Below are 25214 nucleotides of genomic sequence, written 5' to 3'. Positions count from 1 at the left end.
GCTTCTCCTTCTTGCGTTTGCATGAAGGGTTAATGGGTGAGCGCACCCCTGAGTTGCAAAGAACTTTATTTTTATTCGCGGAACAATGTCGCGCTTGATCAAACAGCTTTTGCGATGCGGTCGAACTCAAGCAGCTTTTCAAGCAAACGAGGCATCTGGTCCAGCGGCACCATGTTGGGACCGTCCGATGGCGCATTGTCCGGGTCTTGATGAGTCTCGATAAAGACACCCGCAACACCAACGGCTACCGCGGCACGCGAGAGAGTTTCGACAAACTCACGCTGACCTCCCGTCGAACCGCCCTGGCCGCCCGGCTGCTGCACCGAGTGTGTTGCGTCGAAAATCACTGGCGCACCAAAGCTAGCCATAATTGGCAATGACCGCATATCGGACACCAATGTATTATAACCGAAAGACGCACCGCGTTCTGTCACCATCACATTCGGATTGCCGCTTTCGGTTACCTTGGCGACAACATTCTTCATGTCCCAAGGGGCAAGAAACTGACCTTTTTTGATGTTCACGATCTTGCCCGTTTTGGCAGCAGCAATCAAAAGATCAGTCTGGCGGCAAAGGAACGCTGGAATCTGCAGAACATCAACAACCTCGCCAAGAATGGCGCATTGCTCTTCAGTATGAACATCCGTCAATGTCGGAAGACCAAGTTCCTTCTTGATATCCGCAAAAACCGGCAACGAGTTTTCCAGACCAAAACCACGCTTGCCGGAAAGCGACGTACGATTTGCTTTGTCAAAGCTTGATTTATAGACGAGTCCGATACCCAGCTTTCCGGTCATTTCTTTCAATGCGCCTGCCATATCGAAAGCATGCTGGCGGCTTTCCATCTGGCAAGGACCTGCAATGAGCGAAAGCTTGCCGCTGTTGGAGAATGCGACATTGCCAGCGGAAACAGTAGAGTTCAGGGACATATCAGAGAGCCTCAAATGCGATGGCAGCGCCCTGCCCTTGTGCCTTGTGCACGATCAGGCGGGAGCCACGCTTTTCGATGGGAATATTGTTGCTGATGAGCAAAGATTCAACTGCCGCAAGATCGCGCACACCAAGTACGAAAGCCTGCAAGCGCAGACCCCGCTCGGTCGTTGACGCTTCTATGCCCATAAATGCCTGCAATCCGGATGGCGTAAGCACTGTCACATTGGCATTTGCCGCCGCAATATCCATGCCGAACGAATGCGCGTTGACATCTCGCTGATTGATCACATCCTGCAAGGGATACTGAAAATCCGTAGGATTGATCTCGGAAAGAACAACTTCCCGCAAAACGGCAGCGCCATTTGCATGGTGTTGCAACGCACTGCGATCCACTTTCGGTGTGTTCACACGCTCACAAGTGAAGAAGAATACATCAGGCGCACGCAGATCAGCCGCAAAAGCAAGGCGAAACCCTGCCCGATCCTCTTTGCCGTCCGGCAAGATGAAAGGTCTGGAAAAGTCTAGAATATTGCCGGCAGAAATACCTGCTTCGGCGAAAGATTGATGATCAGCTTTTGCGTCCTCGCTGCCCATGACGAGCGCAGAAAAACCTTCCTGCCCGTTACGGAATCGATAGGCCTGATCGCGCGCGACAAACACATTGCCTTTGCGCGCCTCAGCCTCGCAGATTTCGCGCTGCCCTATGGCCAAAAACTCAAGGAAGCTATTATCGCCGAGGAATACGCAAATATTCTCCGTTCCAAAAGGATGTACTCCCACAGGCGCGACAGTGAACCCAAGTTGTTCCAACCGCATCCGTGCGATTTCCAGATCTGCTGTGGGCAAAACCAGATGATCGACAGGATGGGGCGTGCGGGGTGACAAATTATTCATGATGAAAGGGTGTGCCTCAATGCTGATTGCAATTCAAGCCACACCCTGGAGCAAACTTGCTCTGCCAATCAAACCAGCCTGCTTTGCGCCATTGCTGCATTGATAAATGATGCAAACAATGGATGCGGCTCAAACGGACGCGACTTCAATTCCGGATGATACTGTACGCCGATAAACCAGGGATGATCAGGATATTCCACCGTTTCAGGCAAAACACCGTCTGGCGACATGCCCGAGAATACCAGACCGCATTCTTCAAGACGGTCCTTATATTCGATGTTCACTTCATAACGATGCCGGTGGCGCTCGGAAATGTCCGTAGAACCGTAAATATCAGCGATACGTGTGCCGGATTTGAGCAACGCATCATAGGCACCAAGGCGCATGGTTCCGCCTAAATCCCCAGTCTGCGCACGCTTTTCAAGCATATTGCCCTTGAGCCACTCCGTCATGAGGCCGACAACCGGTTCGCTGGCAGGTCCAAACTCGGTGGATGATGCCTTTTCAACACCAGCCAAGGAGCGCGCGGCCTCGATCACTGCCATCTGCATGCCAAAACAAATACCGAAATACGGCACCTTCTTCTCGCGTGCGAACTTGGCAGCAAGTATCTTGCCCTCCGAGCCACGCTCGCCAAAACCACCTGGCACCAGAATGCCATGAACCTTTTGCAGGTATGGTGCAGGATCTTCCTGCTCGAATATCTCCGATTCGATCCAGTCGAGGTTGACCTTCACCTTATTGGCCATACCGCCATGATGCAGCGCTTCAATCAGCGATTTGTACGCATCTTTCAGGCCGGTATACTTGCCAACAATCGCAATTGTGACTTCGCCTTCCGGATTGTGGATGCGCTGGCTGACTTCGTCCCAACGCTCCATCCGGGGCTTCGGCGCCGGGTCGATCCCGAATGCGGCCAGGACTTCTGAATCCAGACCTTCCTTGTGATAGGCCATAGGCACATCATAGATTGTATCGACATCCAGAGCCTGAATAACAGCGGAAGCGCGGACGTTACAGAACAGAGATAATTTGCGCCGCTCGGATTCTGGAATCTCGCGGTCAGCGCGAATGAGAAGAATATCGGGAGCAATACCAATGGAACGCAGCTCTTTTACCGAGTGCTGGGTTGGCTTGGTCTTGAGTTCGCCCGCAGCCGGTATGTAAGGCATAAGGGTCAGGTGGATATAAACAGCGGTGCCACGCGGCAAATCGTTGCCGAGCTGGCGGATCGCCTCAAGGAAGGGCATTGCTTCAATGTCCCCGACCGTGCCGCCAATCTCGCAAAGAACAAAATCATAATCATCATTGCCTTCGACAATGAAATTTTTGATCTCGTCAGTCACGTGAGGAATGACCTGAACAGTCGCGCCAAGATAGTCGCCCCGGCGTTCCTTTTCGATAATATTGCGGTAAATCCGCCCTGTCGTGATGTTATCCTGCTTGTTGGCAGGACGCCCCGTAAAACGCTCATAATGACCAAGATCAAGGTCAGTTTCAGCGCCATCGTCGGTTACGAACACTTCGCCATGTTGATAGGGCGACATCGTACCGGGGTCGACATTGAGATAAGGATCAAGCTTGCGAATCCGTACACGGTATCCACGAGCTTGGAGGAGTGCCGCCAAAGCGGCTGCAGCGATGCCTTTTCCGAGGGAAGAAACCACGCCGCCAGTGATGAAAACATATCGGGCCATGGGCTTATCTCGTTAGTCCTTTGCAAGTGATTTGGCCACAAAAAAATTCGACTGAAGCGCCGTTTTCCCGCACAAATCTTTTCTTCATTTCAAGCAAAACGGCCAGACGCAAAGTCTGGCCGTTCGATTAAACCCGGTATTAGATGTTATAGAACAACAACTTCCGTGCCGATTTTCACACGATCGTAAAGATCAATTACATGATCGTTCACCATTCTGAAACAGCCATTAGAAGCTGAACTGCCGATTGTCCAAGGCTGCACAGTGCCGTGAATGCGGATATAGGTGTCACGATTTCCCTGCGACAAATAGATGGCACGCGCGCCCAAAGGATTGCCAGGACCACCATCCATGCCGTTCTCATACTTGGCATAGTGCGCAGGCTCACGCTTGATCATTTCCTTGGTCGGAATCCAGCGGGGCCATTCGCGCTTTGTCTGGACAACGGCTGTCCCCTTGAACTCGAGGCCTTCCTTGCCAACAGCAATGCCATAACGGCGAGCAGAATACGCGCTTTCAACCAGATAAAGGAACCTAGTCCGCGGGTCGATGACAATCGTGCCTGGCTTGTACCCAGAGAACTGGACTTCTTGCGGCATGTACTTTGGATCGATGCCGTATTTCGTTTTCTTCGGACGCGCTGGCGTACGCACCTCCGCCACTTCTACCGGCTTTGCTGCATCGCGTTCGCCAGTGAATGGTTTTGTAAGTTTTTTGAGGATCGGCTCTGCAGATGCAGGGCCGGCCAAGGCCAGAACCGACATCCCGATGAGCAACGAGCGACGTGACAACATGATTTGTATTCCCGCATAGATTGCAAAACGTCCCAATCGACGCTTGCCGGGCCCCAGGCCAACTTTGATATTGCGATAGCCGAAGACGGGTTTCTTCTCAATGCAAATCGGTGTGATCATTCCTGACGAACGATCGATGCATCCAAGAAGTTGCGGAACCGCAACACATTGCTGGGTTCCGCGTAATTATATAACCTTATGCGTTTTACTGCGAGTTCGGGACGGGATTTGCAGGCTGCGCAGGAGTGACGGGAGCAGTAGGCGCCGGAGCAGACGATTCAGGCGCAGGTGCCGCAGGTGCCGTCGACGATTCGCCGCCCAACTGATTGAGCACGCCGCCGCTTCCAGCTGGCTGTTGACCCGCAGGCTGACTGCCTGTTGTTGTCGGAATACGATTGAGAATGTCAGTGGGTGTTTCGCTATAACGGGACAGGATACCAAGCGCCAAAGACGTAATGAAAAACCCGGCAGCCAGAATAGCTGTCGCGCGCGTCAGCACGTTCGCAGCTCCCCGCGCCGTCATCAAACCGGACCCGCCGCCAATACCCAGACCACCGCCTTCGGAACGCTGCATGAGCACCACCCCAACCAGGGCAAGTACAATCAGAAGATGAATCACAATAAGGACGGTTTGCATGGGTATTTTCTGCTTCTCAAGTGTCGGACGCGGCTCTTTACACCGTATCGGTTGATAAACCAAGCCCGTCAGTTAACAGTTTTCAGGCTAAAGCGAATGATATGCTTCACAAATGGCAAGGAAGTCGGGGGCTTTCAAGCTCGCGCCGCCAACAAGTGCACCATCAACATTGTCTATACCAAGAAGTTCGACAGCATTGGATGGTTTGACCGACCCTCCATAGAGAATGCGCATTTTCGCGCCCTCGTCGCCAAACCGCTCGCATAATGCGGAGCGAATGGATGCATGAACTTCACGGACATCTTCGGCGGTTGGCGTCAGCCCAGTTCCAATTGCCCAGACAGGCTCATAGGCAATAATAGTATTGCTGGCGGTAGCATTATCCGGAATTGAACCGGCAAGTTGTGTTGCAATGATTTCCAGCGTTGAACCGGCCTTACGCTGCAATTCTGTTTCCCCGATGCAAATAATGGCAGTAAGACCGGCTTCCCAGCCGGCGCGGGCCTTTGCATTAACAATTGTATCCGTTTCATCATGATCCGTGCGGCGTTCCGAATGGCCGACGATAACGTGAGACGCCCCGGCATCTTTGAGCATGTTGGCAGCAATATCACCGGTATGCGCACCAGATTGCTTGGCATGACAGTCCTGGCCGCCGATGCTCAACTTCTCGCCTTCGACCGATTGTGCCGCACGCCAAACAAGCGTTGCGGGCACACAGATAAGGGCATCTATCTTTTCGCCTATTGCTGAATTGGGGCGATTGACGATCACGCGAAGTTCATCAAGCTGATCTCCCATGCCATTCATTTTCCAGTTGCCGGCGACGAGAGGGCGAATATCGGGGGTCATCTTCTCTTCCTTATAGTCACGAAAGCCATGGTTTGGGCGATTTTCTGAAATCTTTGATTGCCTGACTAGCAAATTCACTTGATAAAGCAATCGACACAAGCTTTGCATCACGCTATTCCCGCAGGGATTCAACTGCGTTTCGTTTAATACGGTGACTTTAATATGCTCGACTCCCTCCGCAAGGTTGCCCAGACTTGGGTTGCCAAATTGCTTCTCGGTCTTCTCGGCCTCAGCTTTATAGGCTGGGGTGCATCGAGCACGCTCCTTGGCACCAGTGGCAATGCCGCCATAACGGCAGGAGATTCGGAAGTCTCACCTGTTGACTACCGCCTGGCCTATGATCGCCAACTTGCATCATTGTCGCAGCGCTTCGGTCAACGCCTGACACGCGAACAGGCCGATGCCATCGGTATAAGCAATCAGGTACAGGCACAGCTTGTTGCCGGTGTTCTGCTTGACGAGCAGGCGCGTAAAATGTCTTTGGGCCTTTCAAAAGACCGGCTGGCTCAGCTGGCCGCTGAAGATCCGGCATTTCGGGGCGCAAATGGTCAGTTCAGCAGCGCACAATTTGACGCCGTTCTGCGCAATGCAGGCATGACGCCGCAAAACTATCTGGACAATCGTGCGCAGGTTGCGCGCCGCCAACAAATCGTTGAGGCAGTCGCCGATGGCATCAAGGCTCCGGACACACTGGTAAAAGCCATCGCCATCTATAAAGGCGAATCGCGCACGATTGAATATGTGGCCATGCCGAAAAACTTCGTCTCAAGCGTTGCCGACCCAAGCGATGCGGACCTTAAAACGTATTTTGAAGCTAACAAAGAGATCTACGGCGCACCGCAATATCGCAAGGTCAGCTATGTCAAGCTTGAGGCTTCCGATATCGCAGACCCGGCAACGGTAACGCCGGAAGAGATCAAAGCGGAGTACGAAAAGAATATCGCCCGCTACTCCACACCGGAAACACGTACCATCGAACAGCTGTCCTTTGCAGATGAAGCCGCTGCAAATGCCGGACTGGAAAAGCTCAAATCCGGCATGAGCTTTGAAGATCTGGTCAAGGCAGAGGGGAAAACCATGAACGATGTGCATCTTGGCACATTTCCCAAAAGTGCCCTGCCCGATCAATCCATTGCCGATCCTATCTCTGCGCTTCAAGCCAATGGGATAAGTGATGTCCTGAAAGGGACTTTTGGCCCCGTGATTGTCCGTGTGACTGCGGTGACCCCTGAAGTGGTCAAGCAGCTTCCCGAGGTTGAAAAAGACATTCGTGAGAGTATTGCCCTGGCACAAGCAGCCAATGCTGTGACGGATGTACATGACGCCTATGAGAATGCGCGCGCTGAAGGCCAGACTATGGCCGAAGCGGCCGCAGCGCAAAACCTGAAGATGGTAACGATTGATGCGGTAGACCCAAATGGGCGCGGGCCTGATGAAAAGGACGTTCCAAACCTGCCATTCGATCAAAATCAGATGGCGGCAATTTTTCAGGCGGATGTCGGCTTTGACAATGAGCCATTCAGCCTCGGCACAAATGCCTATCTCTGGTATGACGTGGACAGCATTATACCAGCACGTGAACGGCCTTTGGATGAAGTCAAAGCCAGAGTGATCGAGAACTGGAAAACTGCCGAGCTTGAAAAACAGCTCAATGCGAAAGCTGAAGAGGTTCGCAAACGCGTTGCGGACGGAACTTCACTCGACGCAATCGCAAGTGAGTTCAACTTCACCAAGGAAACCAAGCGTGGCATCACGCGTGAAAGCAAGGATGCTGATCTTGGCCAAGGCGGCGTAGATTCTGTTTTCGATGGACCTCAGGGACTGGTTGGCATGAGCGAATCGGCAAGCGATGGATCGAAGTTGATTTTCAAGGTTACCGAGGCCATTGAGCCCGCCAATGTTGGTCCTGACTCTCTTACAACTGCCGAGAAAGACGCGTTCGGTATGCGTCTTGCTGATGATCTCCTCGACCAGTTGGTAGCGCAATTGCAGACCGTCTATCCGGTGACAGTCAACAAGACAGTCATTGATCAGGCGCTTGCCCGGTAAGAATGTGTGAAGAATGGCTGAGCTAAAGCGTTTTATTGGTATTGCCGCTTCTGGCAAAGCACTTTCTCGGGACGAGGCAGTCGAAGCTTTCGACATCATGATGTCGGGACAGGCCACCCCCGCCCAGATCGGCGCGCTGCTGATGGCGTTGCGTGTTCGCGGTGAAAACATCGACGAGATTACGGGCGCCGTTGCCGCCATGCGCTCGAAGATGCTCAAGGTCGTCACTTCGGTAGATGCAATTGATATTGTTGGTACCGGCGGCGATCAATCCGGATCTTACAATGTTTCGACATGCGCTGCCTTTGTCGCTGCAGGTGCGGGTGTTCCGGTCGCAAAGCATGGCAACCGGGCACTATCGTCCCGCTCGGGTGCCGCCGATACATTGGCTGCACTTGGAATCAATATCGAAATCGGTCCCGAACTTATCGCAGCCTGCATAGAGCAGGCAGGGATCGGGTTCATGTTTGCGCCCATGCATCATCCAGCCATGAAGCACGTTGGCCCGGCGCGCGTTGAGCTTGGAACACGCACGATTTTCAATCTTTTGGGGCCGCTGACAAATCCAGCAGGCGTAAAACGTCAATTGGTTGGTGTCTATGCACATGAATGGGTGGAGCCAATAGCGCAGGTTCTGAAAAATCTCGGCTCGGAGTCTGTGTGGGTGGTGCACGGCGACGGCCTGGACGAAATCACGACCGCAGGAGTGACCAAAGTCGCCGCTCTCGAAAACGGCGCGATCCGCACATTTGAAATCGAACCGGAAGCGTTTGGTCTGAGGCGTGTTGCTCCTCAGGATCTAAAAGGTGGCACAGCCGATGAAAACGCTGTTTCCCTGCTTTCCGTGCTTGATGGCGCACATGGTGCCTATCGCGATATTACATTGTTCAACGCGGGTGCCGGGCTTGTAATAGCCGGCGCTGTGAACGATCTGAAGGCTGGCATTGAGATGGCAGCACATTCCATTGACAGCAGCGCTGCGCGAAATGTGCTAAAGAAGCTCGTCCAAGTGTCAAACAGCAGGACAGCCTGACCATGGTAGATATTCTTCGCAAGATTGAAGCCTATAAGCGCGACGAAATCGCTGCGGCGAAGTCTGCCGTGTCCTTGGAAAATCTCAAAGCGCAGATTGCCGATCAGGATAGCCCCCGCGGATTTCTGGATGCTTTGAAAACGAAACGCGCCAAAGGCGAATTCGCCCTGATTGCTGAAATCAAAAAAGCCAGCCCGTCAAAGGGTCTGATACGCGCAGACTTTGATCCACCCGCTCTGGCAAAAGCCTATGAACGCGGTGGCGCGGCGTGTCTTTCCGTTTTGACCGACGGCCCATCATTCCAAGGTGCGCCTGAATTCCTGAAGACTGCACGCAGCGCGGTGAAACTCCCTGCCCTGCGTAAAGATTTCCTGTTTGATACCTACCAGGTCTATGAAGCGCGGAGCTGGGGTGCAGATTGCATTTTGATCATCATGGCCAGCGTATCGGATGATCTGGCCGCGTCGCTTGAAGACGTAGCCGTTTCGCTCGGCATGGATGTGCTTGTCGAGGTCCACGACGAAGCAGAGATGGAGCGTGCACTGAAGCTGTCATCGCCGCTTTTGGGCATCAATAATCGTAACCTGCGTACCTTTGAAGTTGATCTGGCTGTTTCAGAAAGACTGGCGGCAATGGTTCCGGAATCCAAATTCCTTGTCAGTGAAAGCGGCGTATTCACGCATGACGACTGTCAGCGGCTGGCAAAATCCAATATCGGCTCGTTCCTCGTTGGTGAAAGCCTGATGCGGCAAGCCGACGTAACTGCGGCAACGAAATCACTCCTGTTCGGGAACACATCGCAAACGGATGCGGCATGACAACCGCTAAACTGTCCCATCTTGATGCGACAGGCGCCGCCAATATGGTGGATGTTGGCGACAAGATCGAAACGGTGCGTCTTGCGACAGCCGAGGGTTTCATTTCCATGCTCCCTGAAACGCTGGCGCTGATCCGCAGCGGCAATGCTGCAAAAGGGGATGTTATCGGCACGGCCCGCATAGCAGGCATCATGGCTGCGAAGAAAACACACGAACTCATTCCGCTATGTCACCCCCTGCTTTTGAGCAAAATATCCATCGATATTGAAGATGATGAGGTTTTGCCTGGTCTGCATGTTACTGCGACCGCCAAGCTGACTGGAAAGACGGGCGTTGAAATGGAAGCGCTGACAGCCGTTTCGGTGGCCTGTCTGACGATCTATGATATGGCAAAAGCCGTGGATAAGGGCATGACTATCCAGAACATCCGGCTCTTGCATAAAACCGGCGGAAAATCCGGCGATTGGTCCAGTGAGCGTTGAATGGCTGGACTCCTCCCCGTTGACGAAGCCCTGTCTCGTATCCTCGCTGCCGCCAGCAGGACGGATACGGAAACAGTTGCACTAAGCGAAGCCGGGGGGCGCGTTCTCGCCCAAGATCTTTATGCACAACGGCAACAACCACCATTCGCCGCCTCGGCAATGGATGGCTATGCCGTTCGCGCCGCCGATATTGCTGACGTGCCCGTTACCTTGAAACTGATCGGCCAGTCTGCCGCTGGCCATGCCTTTTCCGGTTCGCTAGGGGCTGGAGAAGCGGTCCGTATTTTCACTGGTGCGCCCGTTCCTGCCGGTGCCGATAGCGTTGTAATTCAAGAAAATACAATTGCTCGCGGTGCAGAAATTGAAATCACAGAAAAGATAGCGCACGGCAAAAACATTCGTAAGGCCGGACTGGATTTCGAAGTCGGTGATCTGCTGTTGAAAAATGGCCGGGTGCTCGATCCTTCAGCACTGGCACTGGCAGCAGCAGCGAACTATCCGGCAGTGCCGGTATATCGGCAGCCAAGGGTTGCAATCCTTGCAACCGGCGATGAACTGGTCAATCCCGGGGAAGCCTTCCGTTCCGATCAGATCATCGCTTCCAACAGTTTTGGTCTGGCGGAAATCATACGGCAAGCGGGTGGCTTGCCTATTGATCTGGGCATAGCAGAAGACCGGCTGGAGGCTTTGAGCGAGGCCATAGACCGTGCGGTAGCGGCTCAGGCGGATATTCTGGTAACGCTCGGCGGGGCTTCCGTTGGAGACCATGATCTGGTCCAGCCCGCTTTGACCGCCAAGGGCATGAAGCTTGATTTTTGGAAGATTGCGTTGCGCCCGGGCAAGCCGCTGATGTTCGGGCAACTGAACGACATGAACATTCTGGGCCTTCCCGGTAATCCTGTGTCCAGCTTAATATGCGGCCGTATCTTCCTGGTACCGCTCATCCGCGCAATGCTGGGGCTGGCGCATCATCCGAATCTGCGTGCGGCGGTTCTGGGATGCGACATGGGCATAAATGACCAGCGTCAGGACTATGTAAGGGCAACGCTCACACGAAATGCTGACGGCACTCTCACCGCCACGCCGTTTCCTTTGCAGGATTCGTCAATGCTGAAATTTTTGAGCGATGCCGAATGCCTTATCATCCGCGAGCCACATGCCCCCGCGCTGAAGGCGGGAACCATGTGCAAGGTGATGTTGCTACGCTAAATTTTCTTCCAGCTTATGCTCCTTACGATCCATTTCCGTGATGGTCGCAAGGTCTATTGCTTTTTGTAATTTTGCCGCGTGGCGGAATGATGGTTCAAGTGTCCTACCCTGCCCAACCGCTTCGACAAAACGCTGATAATTGGTTGAAACAGGCTCGACCTCGATTTCTTTCCATGTTGCCGTCTCAACATCATCACCGAGACAGACCAGAAGTTTCGAGCCGTCGTGCCGGTGTTGAATTTCCAGTGAGCCTTTATCGCCATAAACCCGCAAGCGCAGTTCGTTGACATGCCCAGTCGCCCAGCGACTTGAGTGCACGACACCCAGTGCACCATTGGTAAAGCCGACTGTCATGGTGAAGCTGTCATTCGCGTCCAGATCATATTCGCCAATCCTGTTCCCTTCTGCCTTGTCAAAGGCTTTAAGTCGGCAAAATATTTCGTCAATTTCCGTGTCGGTCGCATAGACCACAAAGTCCAAGATATGGACGCCGACATCACCCAGAGTTCCGTTCGAGCCGTGCTTTTTGGACAGGCGCCAAAGCCAGCGGCTTTCCGTGCGCCATTCGCCCCACATTTTTGCAACGAGCCAGCTTTGCAGATAGGAGGCCTCAATATGCTTGACCTGCCCGATCTGACCGCTGGTCACAAGCTTTCGAGCCGCCTGCAACTGTGCAACATTGCGATAGGTCAGGTTGACCATGCCGACCAGATGCGCTGCTTCGGCAGTATCAGCCATCTCCATCGCATCCTGATGATTGACGGCAAGAGGCTTCTCGCAAAAAACATGCTTGCCAGCACGCAGGCATTGCATGGTCGTGGCATAGTGAATGCTGTCGGGCGTAATATTGGCGACGGAATCGAAATCGCCCCATGCAAGCGCATCGTCGAGCGATGTAAAGGCACGCTCAATATTGTACTTTTCGCGGAATGCTTCGACGCTATTGATATTCACATCGACAGCACCCGCAAGGGTCACGCCCTCTATCTCAGAGAAATTCTTTGCATGGGCATTGGCCATGCTGCCCGTTCCTAGGATCAATAAACGCATTCTTGCGGTCCTTTAAACGCGCGCTGCACTCCCCGAGTGCAAGCGCCGCGATCATCAATATTCATCGTCTGTAACCTTGCCGAAGGCTTAGCGGAAGCCTTCTTCGCCAGCCTCGTGCAAACTTCCGCCCCGAGCCTCGAGTGGTTCCAGCGCCTTTTCCACAGGCACATTCGGAGCTTCCGTAATATGCGGGAACCGATTGGAATTATAAGCCCAATTGACAGCATTCCTCAGGACCAACCCAACCGTTTCATCATGATAGGTAGGATAGGTTTCATGACCAGGACGAAAATAGAAAACATTGCCAGCGCCCTTGCGATAGGTCAGACCCGAGCGGAAAACTTCTCCGCCCTGAAACCATGACACAAAGACAGTTTCCAAAGGCTCGGGAACCGAAAAAGGTTCGCCATACATTTCTTCATTCTCAAGCTCGAAATAGGCTGGCAACCCCTTGGCAATCGGATGTCCGGGATTGACCACCCAAAGACGCTCGCGTTCACCCGCCTCACGCCAGTTCAGGGCACAGGGCGATCCCATCAGCCGCTTGAATATCTTCGAAAAGTGTCCCGAGTGAAGAACGATAAGACCCATTCCCTCCCAAACGCGCTTTGCAACACGCTCAACAATCTCATCTGCAACATCGCCATGCGCACGATGGCCCCACCAGACAAGAACGTCCGTCTCCTCAAGTGCCTTGTCGGTGAGCCCATGCTCGGGCTCCTGCAACGTCGTCGTCTTCACGCTGATGTTGGTATCCTTGCCAATCAATTTGGCGATTTGATTGTGCATACCTTCCGGATAAATTTCGGCAACCGTCTTGTTGATATGCTCGTGAACGTTTTCACCCCAGACGAGCGTACGAATAGGCATGGTTATTTCCTTACTTTAAACTTTGTGCTGCTTTTGCTTCATACCCGGGCTGGGTGGCCCGATTGGTCGAAGCGGTGAACATTGTCGTTAATGGGCGAAACATGGAGCAGATCACCCGGCTGTTGGCGCGCCGACCCATCCTGGCGGACAACCAGCGGCTCCTTTGCGCCAATATCGATATAGAGATAGCTTTCTGAGCCAAGATTCTCGGAAAGGATGAGTTTTCCAGCCCAAGTTCCATCTTTTTCCCGAACTTCGAGATGCTCCGGGCGCACCCCAAGCGTATGCGCTCTATAGGCATCGGCGAATTTTTCCGTCAGGAAGTTCATCTTTGGAGATCCTATAAATCCGGCAACGAAAGTCGATTGCGGTTTCTCGTATAGCTCCATCGGCGTACCGACCTGCTCGACATTGCCATCACGCAACACACAGATGCGATCAGCCAGCGTCATGGCTTCCACCTGGTCATGCGTGACGTAGATCATCGTCGTCTCATGCATTTTCGCGTGGAGCTTGGCGATTTCAAGACGCGTTTGCACCCGCAATGCGGCATCGAGGTTCGAAAGCGGTTCATCGAAGAGAAATACCTTGGGATCGCGCACAATTGCGCGACCGATGGCAACGCGCTGTCTCTGCCCACCTGAAAGCTGTTTGGGCAATCTGTCGAGATATCCGGTGATTTGCAGCATTTCCGCCGCTTCGTTCACCCGGCGTTTGATTTCGTCTGCGCCGCCCTTTGCCAGCTTCAGCCCGAAAGCCATATTGTCGTAAACCGTCATATGCGGATAAAGCGCATAGGACTGGAATACCATGGCAATACCACGCTGGGATGGTGTCAGGCTGTTGACCACCTTCTCATCGAAAGCCAGCGTGCCGGAGGTTATGTCTTCAAGCCCCGCAATCAGGCGCAGAAGCGTCGATTTTCCACAACCGGACGGTCCCACGAAAACCATGAACTCGCAAGGATTGATCTCAAGGTCTACCCCCTTGATAACATCGAAGGTGCCAAAGGATTTGCGTATATTGTTCAAGCGAATAACTGTCATTTTGAAACTCCCCTGAGCGCGAGGCTCTAGCCTTTGACGCCGCCGGCGGTGAGACCGGAAATGATCTTGCGTTGGAAAATTAGCACCAGAACGACCAATGGCACCGTTACGATGACGGATGCCGCCATGATCAGACCCCACGGCACCTCGTGAGCGCTGTTACCGGACAGAAGTGCAATGATGACTGGAACCGTACGTGTTTCTGTTGACGAGGTAAAAGTCAGGGCAAACAGAAACTCATTCCATGCGGCAATGAATGCCAAAAGCCCTGTCGTCACCAGCGCCGGCCACATTAATGGCAGGAATACTTTGGTGATGATGACCCATGGCGTGGCACCATCTACAATAGCTGCCTCCTCAATTTCAATCGGCAAATCCCGCATGAATGTCGTCAGTACCCAGACGGTAAAGGGCAATGTGAAGATCGTGTATGAGAAGATCAAACCCCACAACGTATTATAAAGCCCAAGGAAACGGATAACCTCGAACAGACCCGCCAGCACTGCAATCTGCGGGAACATCGAGACCGAAAGAATCGTCAGCAAGAGCAGCGAGCGACCGCGAAAACGCACACGCGCCAAAGCGAACGCTGCTGTCACCGCCATGAGCAGCGATAAGGCGACAACAAGCCCGGACACGATAAGCGAATTCAGAAGATTGCGGGGGAAGCTTCCCGCTTCAATGACAGTGACATAATTGGCCAGCGAAAACGATGTCGGCCAATATTCAATCGTAAAGAGCGCACTGCCCGTTTTGAAGCTTGTGATGATTGCGTAGTAGAATGGAAACACCGCAAACAGAACGATGAGCACCACCAGTACGTAAAATGCAGTATTCTTGACAGCGACGGGCATTAGCGGTCTCCCCCATCCAGCCGAACCCGACCGACCCAGATAGCCAGGATGGTCATGAGAGCAATGACAACAAACAACAATGTCGATTGTGCCGAACCATAGGCAAATTTGTCGAATTCAATGAGATTTTCACGCGCGAGCACCGACATGGTTTTCGTCTGTGTACTGTTTGGCGTCAGAACATAAATCAGGTCGAAAATGCGCATTGCATCGAGCAGGCGGAAGATAATCGCGACCATCAGGGCCGGTTTGACAAGAGGCAGCGTAATACGGAAAAACTGCTTTACCGGATGCACGCCGTCAATCTTGGCGGCCTCGTAAACATCGCTCGGCACCATTTGCAGGCCGGCAAGGATCAGCAGCGCCATAAACGGTGTGGTCTTCCAAACATCGACAATCAGCACTGCGATCATCGCCGTATCAGAACTTGCGGTCCAGGCAATCGGATTGTCGATGAAGCCAAGGCGCATGAACAGATCGTTGAGAATGCCAAACTGATCGTTGAGCATCCATCCCCACATGCGGGCCGAGACGATGGTGGGTATCGCCCAGGGAATGAGAATAGCTGCGCGTACAATACCCCTGCCCTTGAATTCGGCATTGAGCACAAGCGCGATAATCATTCCGAAAAAGGCTTCAAGCGCCACCGAGATGACCGCAAAGCGCACCGTATTCCAGACCGCATTCCACCAAGCAGGATCAACCAGCAGGCCTGAATAGATCGTGCGTCCGCTTTTAAGCTGAACCCATGAAAGATAATTTTTAAAACCAACCCATTTGGCTCCCCCCATATTTGTGAGCGAGGCATCGGTGAAGGAAAAATAGATGGTACGGATCAACGGCCAGCCGGCAACGATTGCCAGAGCGATGATCATCGGTATGAGGAAAAGTTGAGCCGAACGTGTTCGCTGGCGCAACAAATCCGATCGCAATACTGTTGAGGTCATGTTTGAATTCCTGCCCAGGAAAAACATCGGGATGCGAACTCAGGCAATCGGTGCGAGCTGATTGTCAGGAGGACTCCAACAACTCGCACCGTGCCCTTAAGCTGGTAGAGACCTACCAGCTACCTCCCTGAAGCTCCGCGATTTTGGCTTCAAGTAACTCCAGATTTTCAGCCGCCGTGCCGTTACCGGACAACGTGTCGTGAACAGCGCTCCAGAACATGGAAGAGACCTCGTTATATTTGACCTTTGTTGGAGCGGATGGCCTTGGCACGGCCGTTTCGAACACCGGTTTCCACAATGGGATCAGCGGCTGCGCTGTCGCGATATCCTTGTCATCATAGAGGGATTTAATCGTCGGCAGATGGGAGATATTGATCGCCATTTCCTTCTGCTGCTCGGCGGCAGCAAGGAACAGGGTAAGCTTTATCGCCTCGTCAGGTGATTTCGAGTATTTCGAAACGGCCAGATTCCAGCCACCGAGAGTTGCTGCAGACTTCTCGCCTTCCTTTCCGACCGGAAGCGGCGCTACATCGAACTTACCTTTAACGGCGCTGTCAGCACCTTGGCTCAACGAATAGGCGTAAGGCCAATTTCTCATGAAGACGGAATTGCCCGTCTGCCAGACACCGCGAGATTCTTCTTCCTTGTAGGCCAGTGCACCTTTTGGCGAAATCGTGTCGATCCAGCCTTTGGCGCGATCAATTGCTGCAACCGCTTGCGGGTTATTGACCGAGATCGTACCGTCAGCTTCAACAATCTGGCCACCGCCGGATGATTTTATCCATTCCAATGCATTACAGGTCAGCCCTTCATAGGCATTTCCCTGAAATACAAATCCAAACATTCCTTTGTTTCCGGCCTGACGTTCGCTATCCTGCACTTCCCTGGCGGTCGCAGCCATTTCATCCCAGGTCTTGGGAACGGGCTTATTGTACTTTTCAAGCAAATCCTTGCGATAATAAAGTGCCGGCGCATCCGTATATAATGGCAGGGCTACCAACTTGCCGTCGACCGTCTGGCTCTCAATGATCGATGGGAAATGTTGATCCACAACGTCTTTTGCCGCTTCGGTCAAATCGAGGAATTGCTCCGACAACTGGGGCGCCCAAACGACATCGGTCTTATAGACATCGATATCCGTATTTCCGGCAGCAAGCCAAAGACGATACTGGCCGAAATTATCGGAACTGCTGGATGGCATGGCAACGATGGAAACTTTGTTTCCCGTCTCTTTTTCAAAGCGGTCAAGCTGCTTGCGCAACTCGGCGGTCTCATTGCCAGTTGAGCTATAGACGATAGAAAGATTGGCTGCATAGGCACTGGAAGATAACAGCGCGGTAAGCAATACGCCTGCAAAAACGGAACTCTTCTTCATAAAATCCTCCCAAAAATCTTTGATGGATCACCCTATGCCGGACGGCACACAATCCCAATTGCAAGTCCTCCTCAAACGCGTCAGATGGTCAAATCAACTTATCCAAAGCGCTTTGGATAAAAAGTGTCAAAACGCAAATCGATTGTCAATAAATAGTTTATGAACGCTGGTAATCAGCCAAATAAAATTGTGTAGATCATTTAAAGCGCTTTGAACTATGGTTATACTACGCTGAAACAGACATTTGATTACACGGATCGGAACCTGGTTTGGATCACCCAGCATGAAGCTGAAAGAACTCGCTGAAAAGCTCAACCTTTCCCAGACGACCGTCAGCCGCGCGCTGAATGGTTATCCGGAAGTGAATGAAGCGACGCGCGAGCGCGTCAACAAGGCGGCATTGAAATTTGGCTACAGCGCGAATGCGAATGCGCGGCGTCTTGCCATGGGCCGTGTGGGTGCAATTGGCCTCGTCATCCCTGCAGACTCCAGTCAACGATTCGGTCCACATACGGCAGAATTTCTTGCCGGTCTGGCGGAGCGCCTCTCCCGGGACGAGATTGATTTTTTACTGAGCCCGATTATCGATAATGACGAAATTTCAGTCTATAAGCGCCTCATCTCCAGCAAACGTGTCGATGCGATTATTGTCTCCGGCCCCGTTTTGGTCGACGAGCGTGTATCCATGCTGCTTGATGCAAACTTCCCTTTTGTCCTACATGGACGCACAAATATTGACAGACCTCATGCTTGGCTGGACATTGACAATCAGGGCGCGTTCTATCAGGCAGCAAGCCACCTTCTCGATTTGGGACATCGGCACATCGCCATGATTGATGGCTTGAAGGGCTTCACATTTTCCGAGCATCGAGAACTGGGGTATCGGCAAGCTTTAAATGAACGCGGTGTCGAAGTGGACCCACGCTTTATCGTTCACGACTATTTCTCTGATGAAATTGGCTTTCGTGAAACGCAGCGCTTGCTTTCATGTACACCGCAACCAACAGCTATTATTGCAGGATCGATGATGACGGCTTTGGGCGTCTCGCGCGCCGTCCGCAACAAGGGATATCAGTTGGGCAAGCAGGTATCTCTCATCACCCACGATGACGTCTTCCCCTATCTCAATGCGAGCAACATGGTTCCATCCATGACGACCACACGGTCGTCAATGCGTTCCGCCGCAACAAGGATCGCTGAAATGCTGGTGCGCGTGCTCGATGGCGAACCGGTGGACAATATTCATGAGCTATGGCCTGTCGAGCTCACCGTACGCCAATCCAGTGGCCCTCCAATACGCGGCTAAGCATATTGCTCTCCGTTATTTATCTGATTTTCAGTGTGCGGCGCCTTAAGTAACTGGTTTATACCAGATATTAATCCTTGTGGAACACAACTGGAACATATAGTGTTTGTTCTGGTTTTGTTTTTCCGATTCCACGTTTAAGGATCGCCCTATGCTCACGCGCAAACAACATGAACTTCTGCTCTTCATTCATGAACGGTTGAAGGAAACGGGCATTCCCCCTTCATTTGATGAGATGAAGGATGCATTGGACCTCGCATCCAAATCGGGCATTCACCGTCTGATTACCGCGCTGGAGGAGCGAGGATTTATTCGCCGGCTAGCAAATAGGGCACGAGCGCTGGAAGTCCTTCGCCTGCCGGATTCAATTGCGCCGGGCTTGAACGCACAACGCAAATTTTCGCCAAGCGTTATCGAAGGCAGTTTGGGACGCAATATCGCCCCGCCTCGCCCGCAAGCAAGCACTGCGGACATTGTGGCTGCCAATATGATCAGCATCCCGGTGATGGGACGCATTGCAGCAGGTGTGCCCATCGCCGCAATCCAGAACCAGACCCATATGCTCAACCTTCCGCCAGATATGATCGGTAGTGGCGAGCATTATGCGCTTGAGGTCAAAGGCGACTCCATGATCGAAGCGGGTATTTTCGATGGTGATACTGTTGTCATCAAGCGCGGCGATACGGCAAGCCCCGGTGAAATCGTCGTGGCCCTTGTGGATGATGAAGAGGCCACGTTGAAGCGTTTTCGCCGCAAAGGTGCATCCATCGCTCTTGAAGCAGCAAACCCTGCCTATGAGACCCGAATCTTTGGGCCGGATCGGGTTCAGGTCCAAGGCAAGCTGGTTGGCCTGATACGCCGGTACTAGAAAACGCCAAAAGAACTAAAAAGCCGAGATGATAAGAGGCGCCTGATTACTTTTGTTCACCTGAACGTGGCTCTCTTTTGCTCGCTCGCCGCTCTTCCAGATTTCGTGCGGCACGAGAGTAGATGCGGTGACTATTCCATGGCCGGTTCGGTGTGCCGACTGCATGTTTAATCTCGGATGAAGCCAGGCGTTGCAAAAGTTCTTGTTTTGCCAGGGCCGCTCCAGTCAGTGCAGGATCGGCTTCAAATGAGCCAGGTTGCGAATCTTTGAATCTGATTTCCGTAGCACCCTTGAGCGCCAACATCTGCGCTGTAAGCACCAATGTTTCGGCGTTTGGACAAGTCGCAACCTTCGTGGCAAACGCCAAAATGACGACATGCCCTTCACGGCATGCATCCGCTGCTCTTGTTGCATCATCTGTATAAGCGATAACCAACCCTTTCGGCTCGCGGGCAGTGCAAAGTTTGTCGTTGCACTCAAATTGAGGCCCGCTTGCAAGATCACCCTTCATTGCAGGCTTGATAATTTGCGGCGTTTTATATCCCTGCTGCCAATTATTCAGACTGAACGTACCACCGGCGTGCCTGTTGATTGCTAACTGATCGTCTTCTGTTCTTATAGCGACCAGTTTCCCGTCCTCTGAAATCATGATTGCGGGCTCCGATACCCGACTTGTCAAAACAACGGCCATGACCACAAACGGCAAAGCGAACAGACGCAACCATGTCGAAAGGAATAGAAGAATCAGGAGCGCTATTGCCATGAGAACAAGCGAAATTTCGGGTATCAGTCCGAGATTTCCGCTTGGTGAATGCAAAGCCACAGCTTTTGCTATCGTGATGACGATCTCAATGCCCCATCCCATAACCGTGAACGGAAGCCAGTCCAGGTCAAAAGGCATGGCAAGCATGCCGAGCACTGCGAAGGGCATAACGAGAATCGAAACAACCGGCAGCGCCAAGGCATTCCCGATAAGGCCAAATGGAGCTGTGTTATTGAAATGATATGCGGCAAAGATTGAGCTTGCTGTGCCTGCAACCAGTGAGGTCATGGCGATGCCACCCATATAGGCTGTTATTTTTGACGGAAACAGCCAATTTCCAGCCCTGGCCTTTGTCCGTTGACGTAGGCCGCGTTTGAGTTGGTAACGTGACCACCAGCTATAGAAGGCTATAAGGGCGGCTGTTGCCGAATAGGACATCTGAAAACTTGGTCCAAGAATTTCGTGTGGTGAAACGGCAATCGTAATGCAGGCGGCAATTGCGAGATTGCGCATGGACACCGCTGCGTGGTCAACAGTCAGTGCAAGCAGCATGACCGCAAGCATCACAAAGCTGCGCTGTGCGGCAATATCCGCGCCTGAAAGCAAGAGATAGAATGCCGAGCCGAACAAGGCGATAACCGCCGCAAGTTTTTTGACAGGATAGCGCGCCGATGCACTAGGGAACAAGGCAAACACAGCACGAAGAGAACCTATGATAATCGCCGCCACGAGTGCCATGTGGAAACCGGATATCGACAGAATATGCGCCAGGCCGCTGAGGCGCAGAGCGCTGTTGGTTTCCTCACTGATGCCGTCGCGTTGCCCTGTAATCAGCGATGTTGCGATGTCACCCGGCTCCCCTTTGATGCGGTGCAATATGCGATGCGTCAGCTGCTGGCGAATATTGCTGATCATCAAAAAAGCCGTTGCCCATATTCCGGACTTTGGCGCAATATCGACCTTTTTAGGCAAGCCCAGCAAAAACCCGTTGGCCCCAACGCCGCGATAGTAGTTATAAAAGGCAAAATCATAATTGCCCGGCCGAACCGGTCCAGATTGTGGACGCAGACGGACCAATGCTTTCAGTCCATCGCCGATGCGCAAATCCCGCGGCAGGCGGCGTGCTGAAACTGCAATACGATCCGGCCCAAAACGCAACGAAGGACGTTCCGTTTCTATGACATCAAGGGTCAGTCGCCATCCCCCTTTTGCATCCTTTGCCAAAGCCGAGATGCGGCCGGTCACGCGCGTGGTCACTTCGGAGCCCAGCATGGGTGTCGCCACCCTTATCGTTTCCAGCTTGGCGCAAAGCATGCCAGCGGTGACCGCCATTGCAGCGAGCAATATCAGCCTTATTGTTGGTCTGTTCTGTGCAAGCAGATAGCATCCGACAAGTAACGTGATCCCAAAGACCATCGGACTGAGTCTCGGCTCGCCACTTGCACTGAAATAAATGACAGCTCCAATTCCAGCGAACACTGGCAAAAACAAAAATTTCGTGCCTCGCGCAGCCTCATCACTGATTGCCGCCGGTATCGCATGGGCAAAAGCCTGAAGCTTCCGATCGAAGGACTGTTTGAAAACAGTGATGCCCCTCGTATCAACGCCACGGCCACCCACTGCTTTTGCAGCGGGCGATTTGACAAGTGCCTGCCCTACGCTTTCCGATTGAAACCAGAAGCGCCTTTCGCTCGTTTTCTCGTCGGTTGACGGTTCGGCCATTGATCCCCATTTCTGCCAATGCCCTTGCACGACAGCACCGCTATGGTACATCAACGCCAAATCAATTCGATTGGACGTTCGACTAACAGACCGAACTGCCCTGGAGACCATATGTCATCTTCTGTCATTACCCGTTTCGCTCCCTCTCCCACCGGCTATCTGCATATTGGCGGTGCACGCACGGCTCTGTTCAATTGGCTTTACGCCAAGCATACGGGCGGGAAAATGTTGTTGCGCATCGAGGACACTGATCGCGAACGTTCGTCCGAAGCGGCGGTGGCCGCCATACTTGATGGATTGAAATGGCTTGGACTTGATTGGGATGGCGATGCTGTCTCTCAATTTGATCGTGTTCCCCGTCACCGCGAAGTGGCCGAAGAGCTGGTTGCCAAAGGCAAGGCCTATTATTGCTATGCATCACAGGCCGAACTGGAGGAAATGCGTGAAAAGGCCCGTGCCGAAGGCCGCCCGCCCCGTTATGACGGCCGCTGGCGCGACCGCGACCCGAAAGACGCGCCAGCTGGCGTAAAGCCGGTTATTCGCATCAAAGCACCGCAAGAGGGTGAGACTTTGGTACGCGATCAGGTGCAGGGTGATGTGCGCTTCCCAAACAAGGACCTTGATGATTTCATTATCCTTCGCTCGGACGGCAATCCTACCTACATGCACGCGGTCGTGGTCGACGATCACGATATGGGCGTAACGCATATTATCCGCGGCGATGATCATTTGACAAATGCGGCACGCCAGACCGTTATCTATAATGCTATGGGCTGGGATGTTCCCATTATGGGCCATATTCCGCTTATCCATGGGGCTGACGGCGCAAAACTGTCCAAGCGCCACGGTGCGCTTGGTGTCGAAGCCTATCGTGCCATGGGATATCTGCCTGCTGCCCTGCGCAATTATCTTGTGCGCTTGGGCTGGAGCCATGGCGATGACGAGATCATGTCCGATGAGCAGATGATTCAGTGGTTCGAAATATCCGACATTAATCGCGGCGCATCCCGTTTTGACTTCCAGAAGCTCGAGGCGATTAACGGCCACTATATGCGGATTTCCAGCGATGCCGATCTGGTCAAGGCCATGATCGATATTCTGCCGGAGATCGAAGGTGGCGCTGAGATAATTTCCCGTCTGAATGATACCACCAAGGGACAGCTTCTCGCTGCCATGTCCGGCCTTAAAGAGCGTGCCAAAACCCTTGTCGAACTTGCCGATAGCGCCAAATATCTGTTTACCGAACGACCGCTGCCGCTGGACGACAAAGCCGCCAGCTTGCTTAATGAGGATGGTTTGGCCGTCCTTCAGGGCGTGTTGCCGGATTTGGCTGCAATTACCGATTGGACTGCTGACACGCTTGATGCAGCTATTCGTATTCATGCGGAAAAAACCGGCTTGAAGCTTGGAAAAATCGCTCAGCCATTGCGTGCTGCATTGACAGGAAGAGCTACCTCACCGGGCGTGTTTGACGTACTGGCAGTGCTTGGCCGAGACGAATCGCTCGGCCGGATTGAGGATCAGTTGAAAGGACGATAGTACGGAAGTTTCATCGCATTTTTGCATTGCAACATCGCGCCTTTCCGGTACGGTGCACTGCCTGTAAAAATCACGGAAATAACCTCATTCGAGGAATGATGCTTTTGCGCTGTTCAGCGCAAGTCAAAGCAAGAAAGGAACGGCAATGTCTGAGAACAGCGTAAACATCGATCTCAATGGTCACGAATTCGCTTTACCCATAAAAAAGGGGACCATCGGACCGGATGTCGTAGACATTGGGACTTTATACAAAAACACCGGCGCATTCACTTATGATCCGGGCTTCACCTCGACAGCGTCATGCGAGTCGCAAATTACGTATATTGATGGCGACGAAGGCGTTCTGCTCCACCGTGGCTACCCTATTGAACAGCTGGCCGAGAACGGAGATTTTCTCGAAGCTTGCTATTTGCTGCTTTACGGCGAATTGCCGACAAAGAGCCAGAAGGTGGACTTTGATTTTCGCGTAACGCGCCACACCATGGTGCATGAACAGATGTCGCGCTTCTTCAGCGGGTTCCGTCGCGATGCCCATCCAATGGCCGTTATGGTCGGTTGTGTAGGTGCCCTGTCGGCCTTCTACCACGACTCAACAGATATTTCCGATCCGCATCAGCGCATGGTCGCTTCGATCCGCATGATCGCAAAAATCCCGACGCTGGCCGCTATGGCCTACAAATATCATATCGGTCAGCCATTCGTTTATCCGAAGAACAATCTCGATTTCGCGACCAACTTCCTGCACATGTGCTTTGCCGTGCCTTGCGAAGATTATGTTCCAAATCCTGTGCTTGCACGTGCAATGGATCGCATCTTCATTTTGCATGCTGACCACGAGCAGAATGCTTCGACATCGACCGTTCGCCTTGCAGGTTCGTCCGGCGCAAATCCATTTGCATGTATTGCAGCGGGCATTGCCTGCCTGTGGGGTCCGGCGCATGGCGGAGCAAATGAGGCTGCGCTGACCATGCTTGGCGAGATCGGCACAGTCGATCGCATTCCAGAATATATTGCCCGCGCCAAGGACAAGAACGATCCGTTCCGCCTGATGGGCTTTGGTCACCGCGTTTATAAGAATTATGACCCGCGCGCCAAGATCATGCAGCAGACAACGCGCGAAGTTCTGGCAGAACTGGGTATCAAGGACGACCCACTGCTGGACGTTGCAATGGAGCTTGAACGTATTGCGCTAACCGATGAATATTTCATCGAAAAGAAGCTTTATCCAAATGTCGATTTCTATTCTGGAATCACATTGAAGGCACTGGGCTTCCCCACCACCATGTTCACAGTACTGTTCGCTGTTGCGCGTACTGTTGGCTGGATTGCTCAGTGGAAAGAAATGATCGAAGATCCGCATCAAAAGATTGGCCGTCCGCGGCAGCTTTATACCGGTGCGACACAGCGCGATTATGTGAGCGTTGAAAATCGCAAATAAATGACGACATAAGAAAAAGGCGCCATCCGGCGCCTTTT

Annotated in this window: 22 protein-coding genes; 9 read left to right on the top strand and 13 right to left on the bottom strand. The window is 52.8% G+C overall.

The features are described 5' to 3' along the window. Nucleotides 1–98 precede the first annotated feature (98 nt). The 6 genes from kdsA to tpiA all read right to left on the bottom strand — a co-directional run bounded on the left by kdsA (nt 99) and on the right by tpiA (nt 5807). Complete coding sequence (gene kdsA / locus ACYJL1_RS10890; protein ID WP_460895429.1) at nt 99–929, bottom strand: 3-deoxy-8-phosphooctulonate synthase; 831 nt, start codon at nt 927–929, stop codon at nt 99–101. Between the two features lies 1 nt (nt 930). After that, nucleotides 931–1827 (bottom strand): VOC family protein, encoded by an 897-nt coding sequence (locus tag ACYJL1_RS10885; protein WP_460895428.1) that lies wholly within the window; start codon nt 1825–1827, stop codon nt 931–933. Nucleotides 1828–1895: 68 nt separating this feature from the next. Continuing rightward, nucleotides 1896–3524 (bottom strand): CTP synthase, encoded by a 1629-nt coding sequence (locus ACYJL1_RS10880; RefSeq protein ID WP_460895427.1) that lies wholly within the window; start codon nt 3522–3524, stop codon nt 1896–1898. Between the two features lie 146 nt (nt 3525–3670). Beyond that, entirely contained in the window at nt 3671–4318 is a 648-nt protein-coding gene (locus ACYJL1_RS10875; RefSeq protein ID WP_460898012.1) for a L,D-transpeptidase, read from the bottom strand. A gap of 205 nt (nt 4319–4523) precedes the next feature. Beyond that, entirely contained in the window at nt 4524–4955 is a 432-nt protein-coding gene (gene secG, locus ACYJL1_RS10870; protein WP_460895426.1) for a preprotein translocase subunit SecG, read from the bottom strand. An 87-nt stretch (nt 4956–5042) separates the two neighbouring features. After that, complete coding sequence (gene tpiA, locus ACYJL1_RS10865; protein WP_460895425.1) at nt 5043–5807, bottom strand: triose-phosphate isomerase; 765 nt, start codon at nt 5805–5807, stop codon at nt 5043–5045. Nucleotides 5808–5969: 162 nt separating this feature from the next. On the opposite strand from tpiA, the gene ACYJL1_RS10860 reads away from it, so the two are divergent. From ACYJL1_RS10860 to ACYJL1_RS10840, 5 genes are read left to right on the top strand one after another with little or no spacing between them, the layout of a single operon-like run. After that, nucleotides 5970–7856 (top strand): SurA N-terminal domain-containing protein, encoded by a 1887-nt coding sequence (locus ACYJL1_RS10860; protein WP_460895424.1) that lies wholly within the window; start codon nt 5970–5972, stop codon nt 7854–7856. 13 nt (nt 7857–7869) lie between these two features. Then, nucleotides 7870–8889, top strand: coding sequence for an anthranilate phosphoribosyltransferase (trpD, locus tag ACYJL1_RS10855; RefSeq protein ID WP_460895423.1), 1020 nt, complete (start codon nt 7870–7872; stop codon nt 8887–8889). Between the two features lie 2 nt (nt 8890–8891). Further along, nucleotides 8892–9707, top strand: a complete 816-nt coding sequence (gene trpC / locus ACYJL1_RS10850; RefSeq protein WP_460895422.1) for an indole-3-glycerol phosphate synthase TrpC — start codon at nt 8892–8894, stop codon at nt 9705–9707. Then, on the top strand, nt 9704–10189 hold the full coding sequence (moaC, locus tag ACYJL1_RS10845; protein ID WP_460895421.1) for a cyclic pyranopterin monophosphate synthase MoaC: 486 nt from the start codon (nt 9704–9706) through the stop codon (nt 10187–10189). The genes trpC and moaC overlap by 4 nt, the downstream gene beginning before the upstream one ends. Then, entirely contained in the window at nt 10190–11398 is a 1209-nt protein-coding gene (locus ACYJL1_RS10840; protein ID WP_460895420.1) for a molybdopterin molybdotransferase MoeA, read from the top strand. Here the strand turns inward: ACYJL1_RS10840 and ACYJL1_RS10835 are convergent. From ACYJL1_RS10835 to ACYJL1_RS10810, 6 genes are all read right to left on the bottom strand, one after another. Continuing rightward, nucleotides 11390–12448 carry a Gfo/Idh/MocA family protein gene (locus ACYJL1_RS10835; RefSeq protein WP_460895419.1) on the bottom strand — a complete coding sequence of 353 codons (1059 nt, stop codon included), beginning with the start codon at nt 12446–12448 and terminating at the stop codon, nt 11390–11392. The genes ACYJL1_RS10840 and ACYJL1_RS10835 overlap by 9 nt on opposite strands. Nucleotides 12449–12535: 87 nt before the next feature. Next, nucleotides 12536–13318, bottom strand: coding sequence for a ThuA domain-containing protein (locus tag ACYJL1_RS10830; RefSeq protein WP_460895418.1), 783 nt, complete (start codon nt 13316–13318; stop codon nt 12536–12538). A 38-nt stretch (nt 13319–13356) separates the two neighbouring features. After that, the gene (locus ACYJL1_RS10825) at nt 13357–14364 is read right to left on the bottom strand and encodes an ABC transporter ATP-binding protein (RefSeq protein ID WP_460895417.1); all 1008 of its coding nucleotides are present in this window, start codon (nt 14362–14364) and stop codon (nt 13357–13359) included. Nucleotides 14365–14390: 26 nt separating this feature from the next. Next, nucleotides 14391–15218 carry a carbohydrate ABC transporter permease gene (locus ACYJL1_RS10820; protein ID WP_460895416.1) on the bottom strand — a complete coding sequence of 276 codons (828 nt, stop codon included), beginning with the start codon at nt 15216–15218 and terminating at the stop codon, nt 14391–14393. Beyond that, the gene (locus tag ACYJL1_RS10815; protein WP_460895415.1) at nt 15218–16165 is read right to left on the bottom strand and encodes a carbohydrate ABC transporter permease; all 948 of its coding nucleotides are present in this window, start codon (nt 16163–16165) and stop codon (nt 15218–15220) included. The genes ACYJL1_RS10820 and ACYJL1_RS10815 overlap by 1 nt, the downstream gene beginning before the upstream one ends. A gap of 112 nt (nt 16166–16277) precedes the next feature. Then, the gene (locus ACYJL1_RS10810) at nt 16278–17540 is read right to left on the bottom strand and encodes an ABC transporter substrate-binding protein (protein WP_460895414.1); all 1263 of its coding nucleotides are present in this window, start codon (nt 17538–17540) and stop codon (nt 16278–16280) included. A gap of 283 nt (nt 17541–17823) precedes the next feature. On the opposite strand from ACYJL1_RS10810, the gene ACYJL1_RS10805 reads away from it, so the two are divergent. Both ACYJL1_RS10805 and lexA read left to right on the top strand, forming a co-directional pair. Next, a complete protein-coding gene (locus ACYJL1_RS10805) occupies nt 17824–18846 on the top strand; it encodes a substrate-binding domain-containing protein (RefSeq protein WP_460895413.1) in 1023 nt (340 codons plus the stop codon). 151 nt (nt 18847–18997) lie between these two features. Then, a complete protein-coding gene (gene lexA, locus ACYJL1_RS10800; RefSeq protein ID WP_460895412.1) occupies nt 18998–19714 on the top strand; it encodes a transcriptional repressor LexA in 717 nt (238 codons plus the stop codon). A gap of 46 nt (nt 19715–19760) precedes the next feature. Here the strand turns inward: lexA and ACYJL1_RS10795 are convergent, their stop codons facing one another. Beyond that, nucleotides 19761–22199 carry a ComEC/Rec2 family competence protein gene (locus tag ACYJL1_RS10795; protein WP_460895411.1) on the bottom strand — a complete coding sequence of 813 codons (2439 nt, stop codon included), beginning with the start codon at nt 22197–22199 and terminating at the stop codon, nt 19761–19763. A gap of 111 nt (nt 22200–22310) precedes the next feature. Here ACYJL1_RS10795 and gltX point away from each other — a divergent pair, with 111 nt between their 5' ends. Both gltX and gltA read left to right on the top strand, forming a co-directional pair. Continuing rightward, nucleotides 22311–23738, top strand: coding sequence for a glutamate--tRNA ligase (gene gltX / locus ACYJL1_RS10790; protein WP_460895410.1), 1428 nt, complete (start codon nt 22311–22313; stop codon nt 23736–23738). A gap of 145 nt (nt 23739–23883) precedes the next feature. Then, on the top strand, nt 23884–25176 hold the full coding sequence (gene gltA, locus ACYJL1_RS10785; protein WP_460895409.1) for a citrate synthase: 1293 nt from the start codon (nt 23884–23886) through the stop codon (nt 25174–25176). Nucleotides 25177–25214: the final 38 nt, after the last annotated feature.

The sequence above is a fragment of the Phyllobacterium sp. K27 genome, assembly GCF_054796155.1.
This window is presented reverse-complemented; position numbering and strand designations above follow the sequence as displayed.

Bases quoted from the DNA above. Each gene is read 5' to 3' on its own strand.
- ACYJL1_RS10825 (WP_460895417.1), bottom strand. From the start codon at position 14,364: ATGACAGTTATTCGCTTGAACAATATACGCAAATCCTTTGGCACCTTC.
- ACYJL1_RS10875 (WP_460898012.1), bottom strand. From the start codon at position 4,318: ATGTTGTCACGTCGCTCGTTGCTCATCGGGATGTCGGTTCTGGCCTTG.
- ACYJL1_RS10835 (WP_460895419.1), bottom strand. From the start codon at position 12,448: ATGCGTTTATTGATCCTAGGAACGGGCAGCATGGCCAATGCCCATGCA.
- lexA (WP_460895412.1), top strand. From the start codon at position 18,998: ATGCTCACGCGCAAACAACATGAACTTCTGCTCTTCATTCATGAACGG.
- ACYJL1_RS10810 (WP_460895414.1), bottom strand. From the start codon at position 17,540: ATGAAGAAGAGTTCCGTTTTTGCAGGCGTATTGCTTACCGCGCTGTTA.
- secG (WP_460895426.1), bottom strand. From the start codon at position 4,955: ATGCAAACCGTCCTTATTGTGATTCATCTTCTGATTGTACTTGCCCTG.
- ACYJL1_RS10860 (WP_460895424.1), top strand. From the start codon at position 5,970: ATGCTCGACTCCCTCCGCAAGGTTGCCCAGACTTGGGTTGCCAAATTG.
- ACYJL1_RS10795 (WP_460895411.1), bottom strand. From the start codon at position 22,199: ATGGCCGAACCGTCAACCGACGAGAAAACGAGCGAAAGGCGCTTCTGG.
- ACYJL1_RS10820 (WP_460895416.1), bottom strand. From the start codon at position 15,218: ATGCCCGTCGCTGTCAAGAATACTGCATTTTACGTACTGGTGGTGCTC.
- trpC (WP_460895422.1), top strand. From the start codon at position 8,892: ATGGTAGATATTCTTCGCAAGATTGAAGCCTATAAGCGCGACGAAATC.
- ACYJL1_RS10880 (WP_460895427.1), bottom strand. From the start codon at position 3,524: ATGGCCCGATATGTTTTCATCACTGGCGGCGTGGTTTCTTCCCTCGGA.
- tpiA (WP_460895425.1), bottom strand. From the start codon at position 5,807: ATGACCCCCGATATTCGCCCTCTCGTCGCCGGCAACTGGAAAATGAAT.
- kdsA (WP_460895429.1), bottom strand. From the start codon at position 929: ATGTCCCTGAACTCTACTGTTTCCGCTGGCAATGTCGCATTCTCCAAC.
- ACYJL1_RS10830 (WP_460895418.1), bottom strand. From the start codon at position 13,318: ATGCCTATTCGTACGCTCGTCTGGGGTGAAAACGTTCACGAGCATATC.
- ACYJL1_RS10805 (WP_460895413.1), top strand. From the start codon at position 17,824: ATGAAGCTGAAAGAACTCGCTGAAAAGCTCAACCTTTCCCAGACGACC.
- moaC (WP_460895421.1), top strand. From the start codon at position 9,704: ATGACAACCGCTAAACTGTCCCATCTTGATGCGACAGGCGCCGCCAAT.
- trpD (WP_460895423.1), top strand. From the start codon at position 7,870: ATGGCTGAGCTAAAGCGTTTTATTGGTATTGCCGCTTCTGGCAAAGCA.
- gltX (WP_460895410.1), top strand. From the start codon at position 22,311: ATGTCATCTTCTGTCATTACCCGTTTCGCTCCCTCTCCCACCGGCTAT.
- gltA (WP_460895409.1), top strand. From the start codon at position 23,884: ATGTCTGAGAACAGCGTAAACATCGATCTCAATGGTCACGAATTCGCT.
- ACYJL1_RS10815 (WP_460895415.1), bottom strand. From the start codon at position 16,165: ATGACCTCAACAGTATTGCGATCGGATTTGTTGCGCCAGCGAACACGT.
- ACYJL1_RS10885 (WP_460895428.1), bottom strand. From the start codon at position 1,827: ATGAATAATTTGTCACCCCGCACGCCCCATCCTGTCGATCATCTGGTT.
- ACYJL1_RS10840 (WP_460895420.1), top strand. From the start codon at position 10,190: ATGGCTGGACTCCTCCCCGTTGACGAAGCCCTGTCTCGTATCCTCGCT.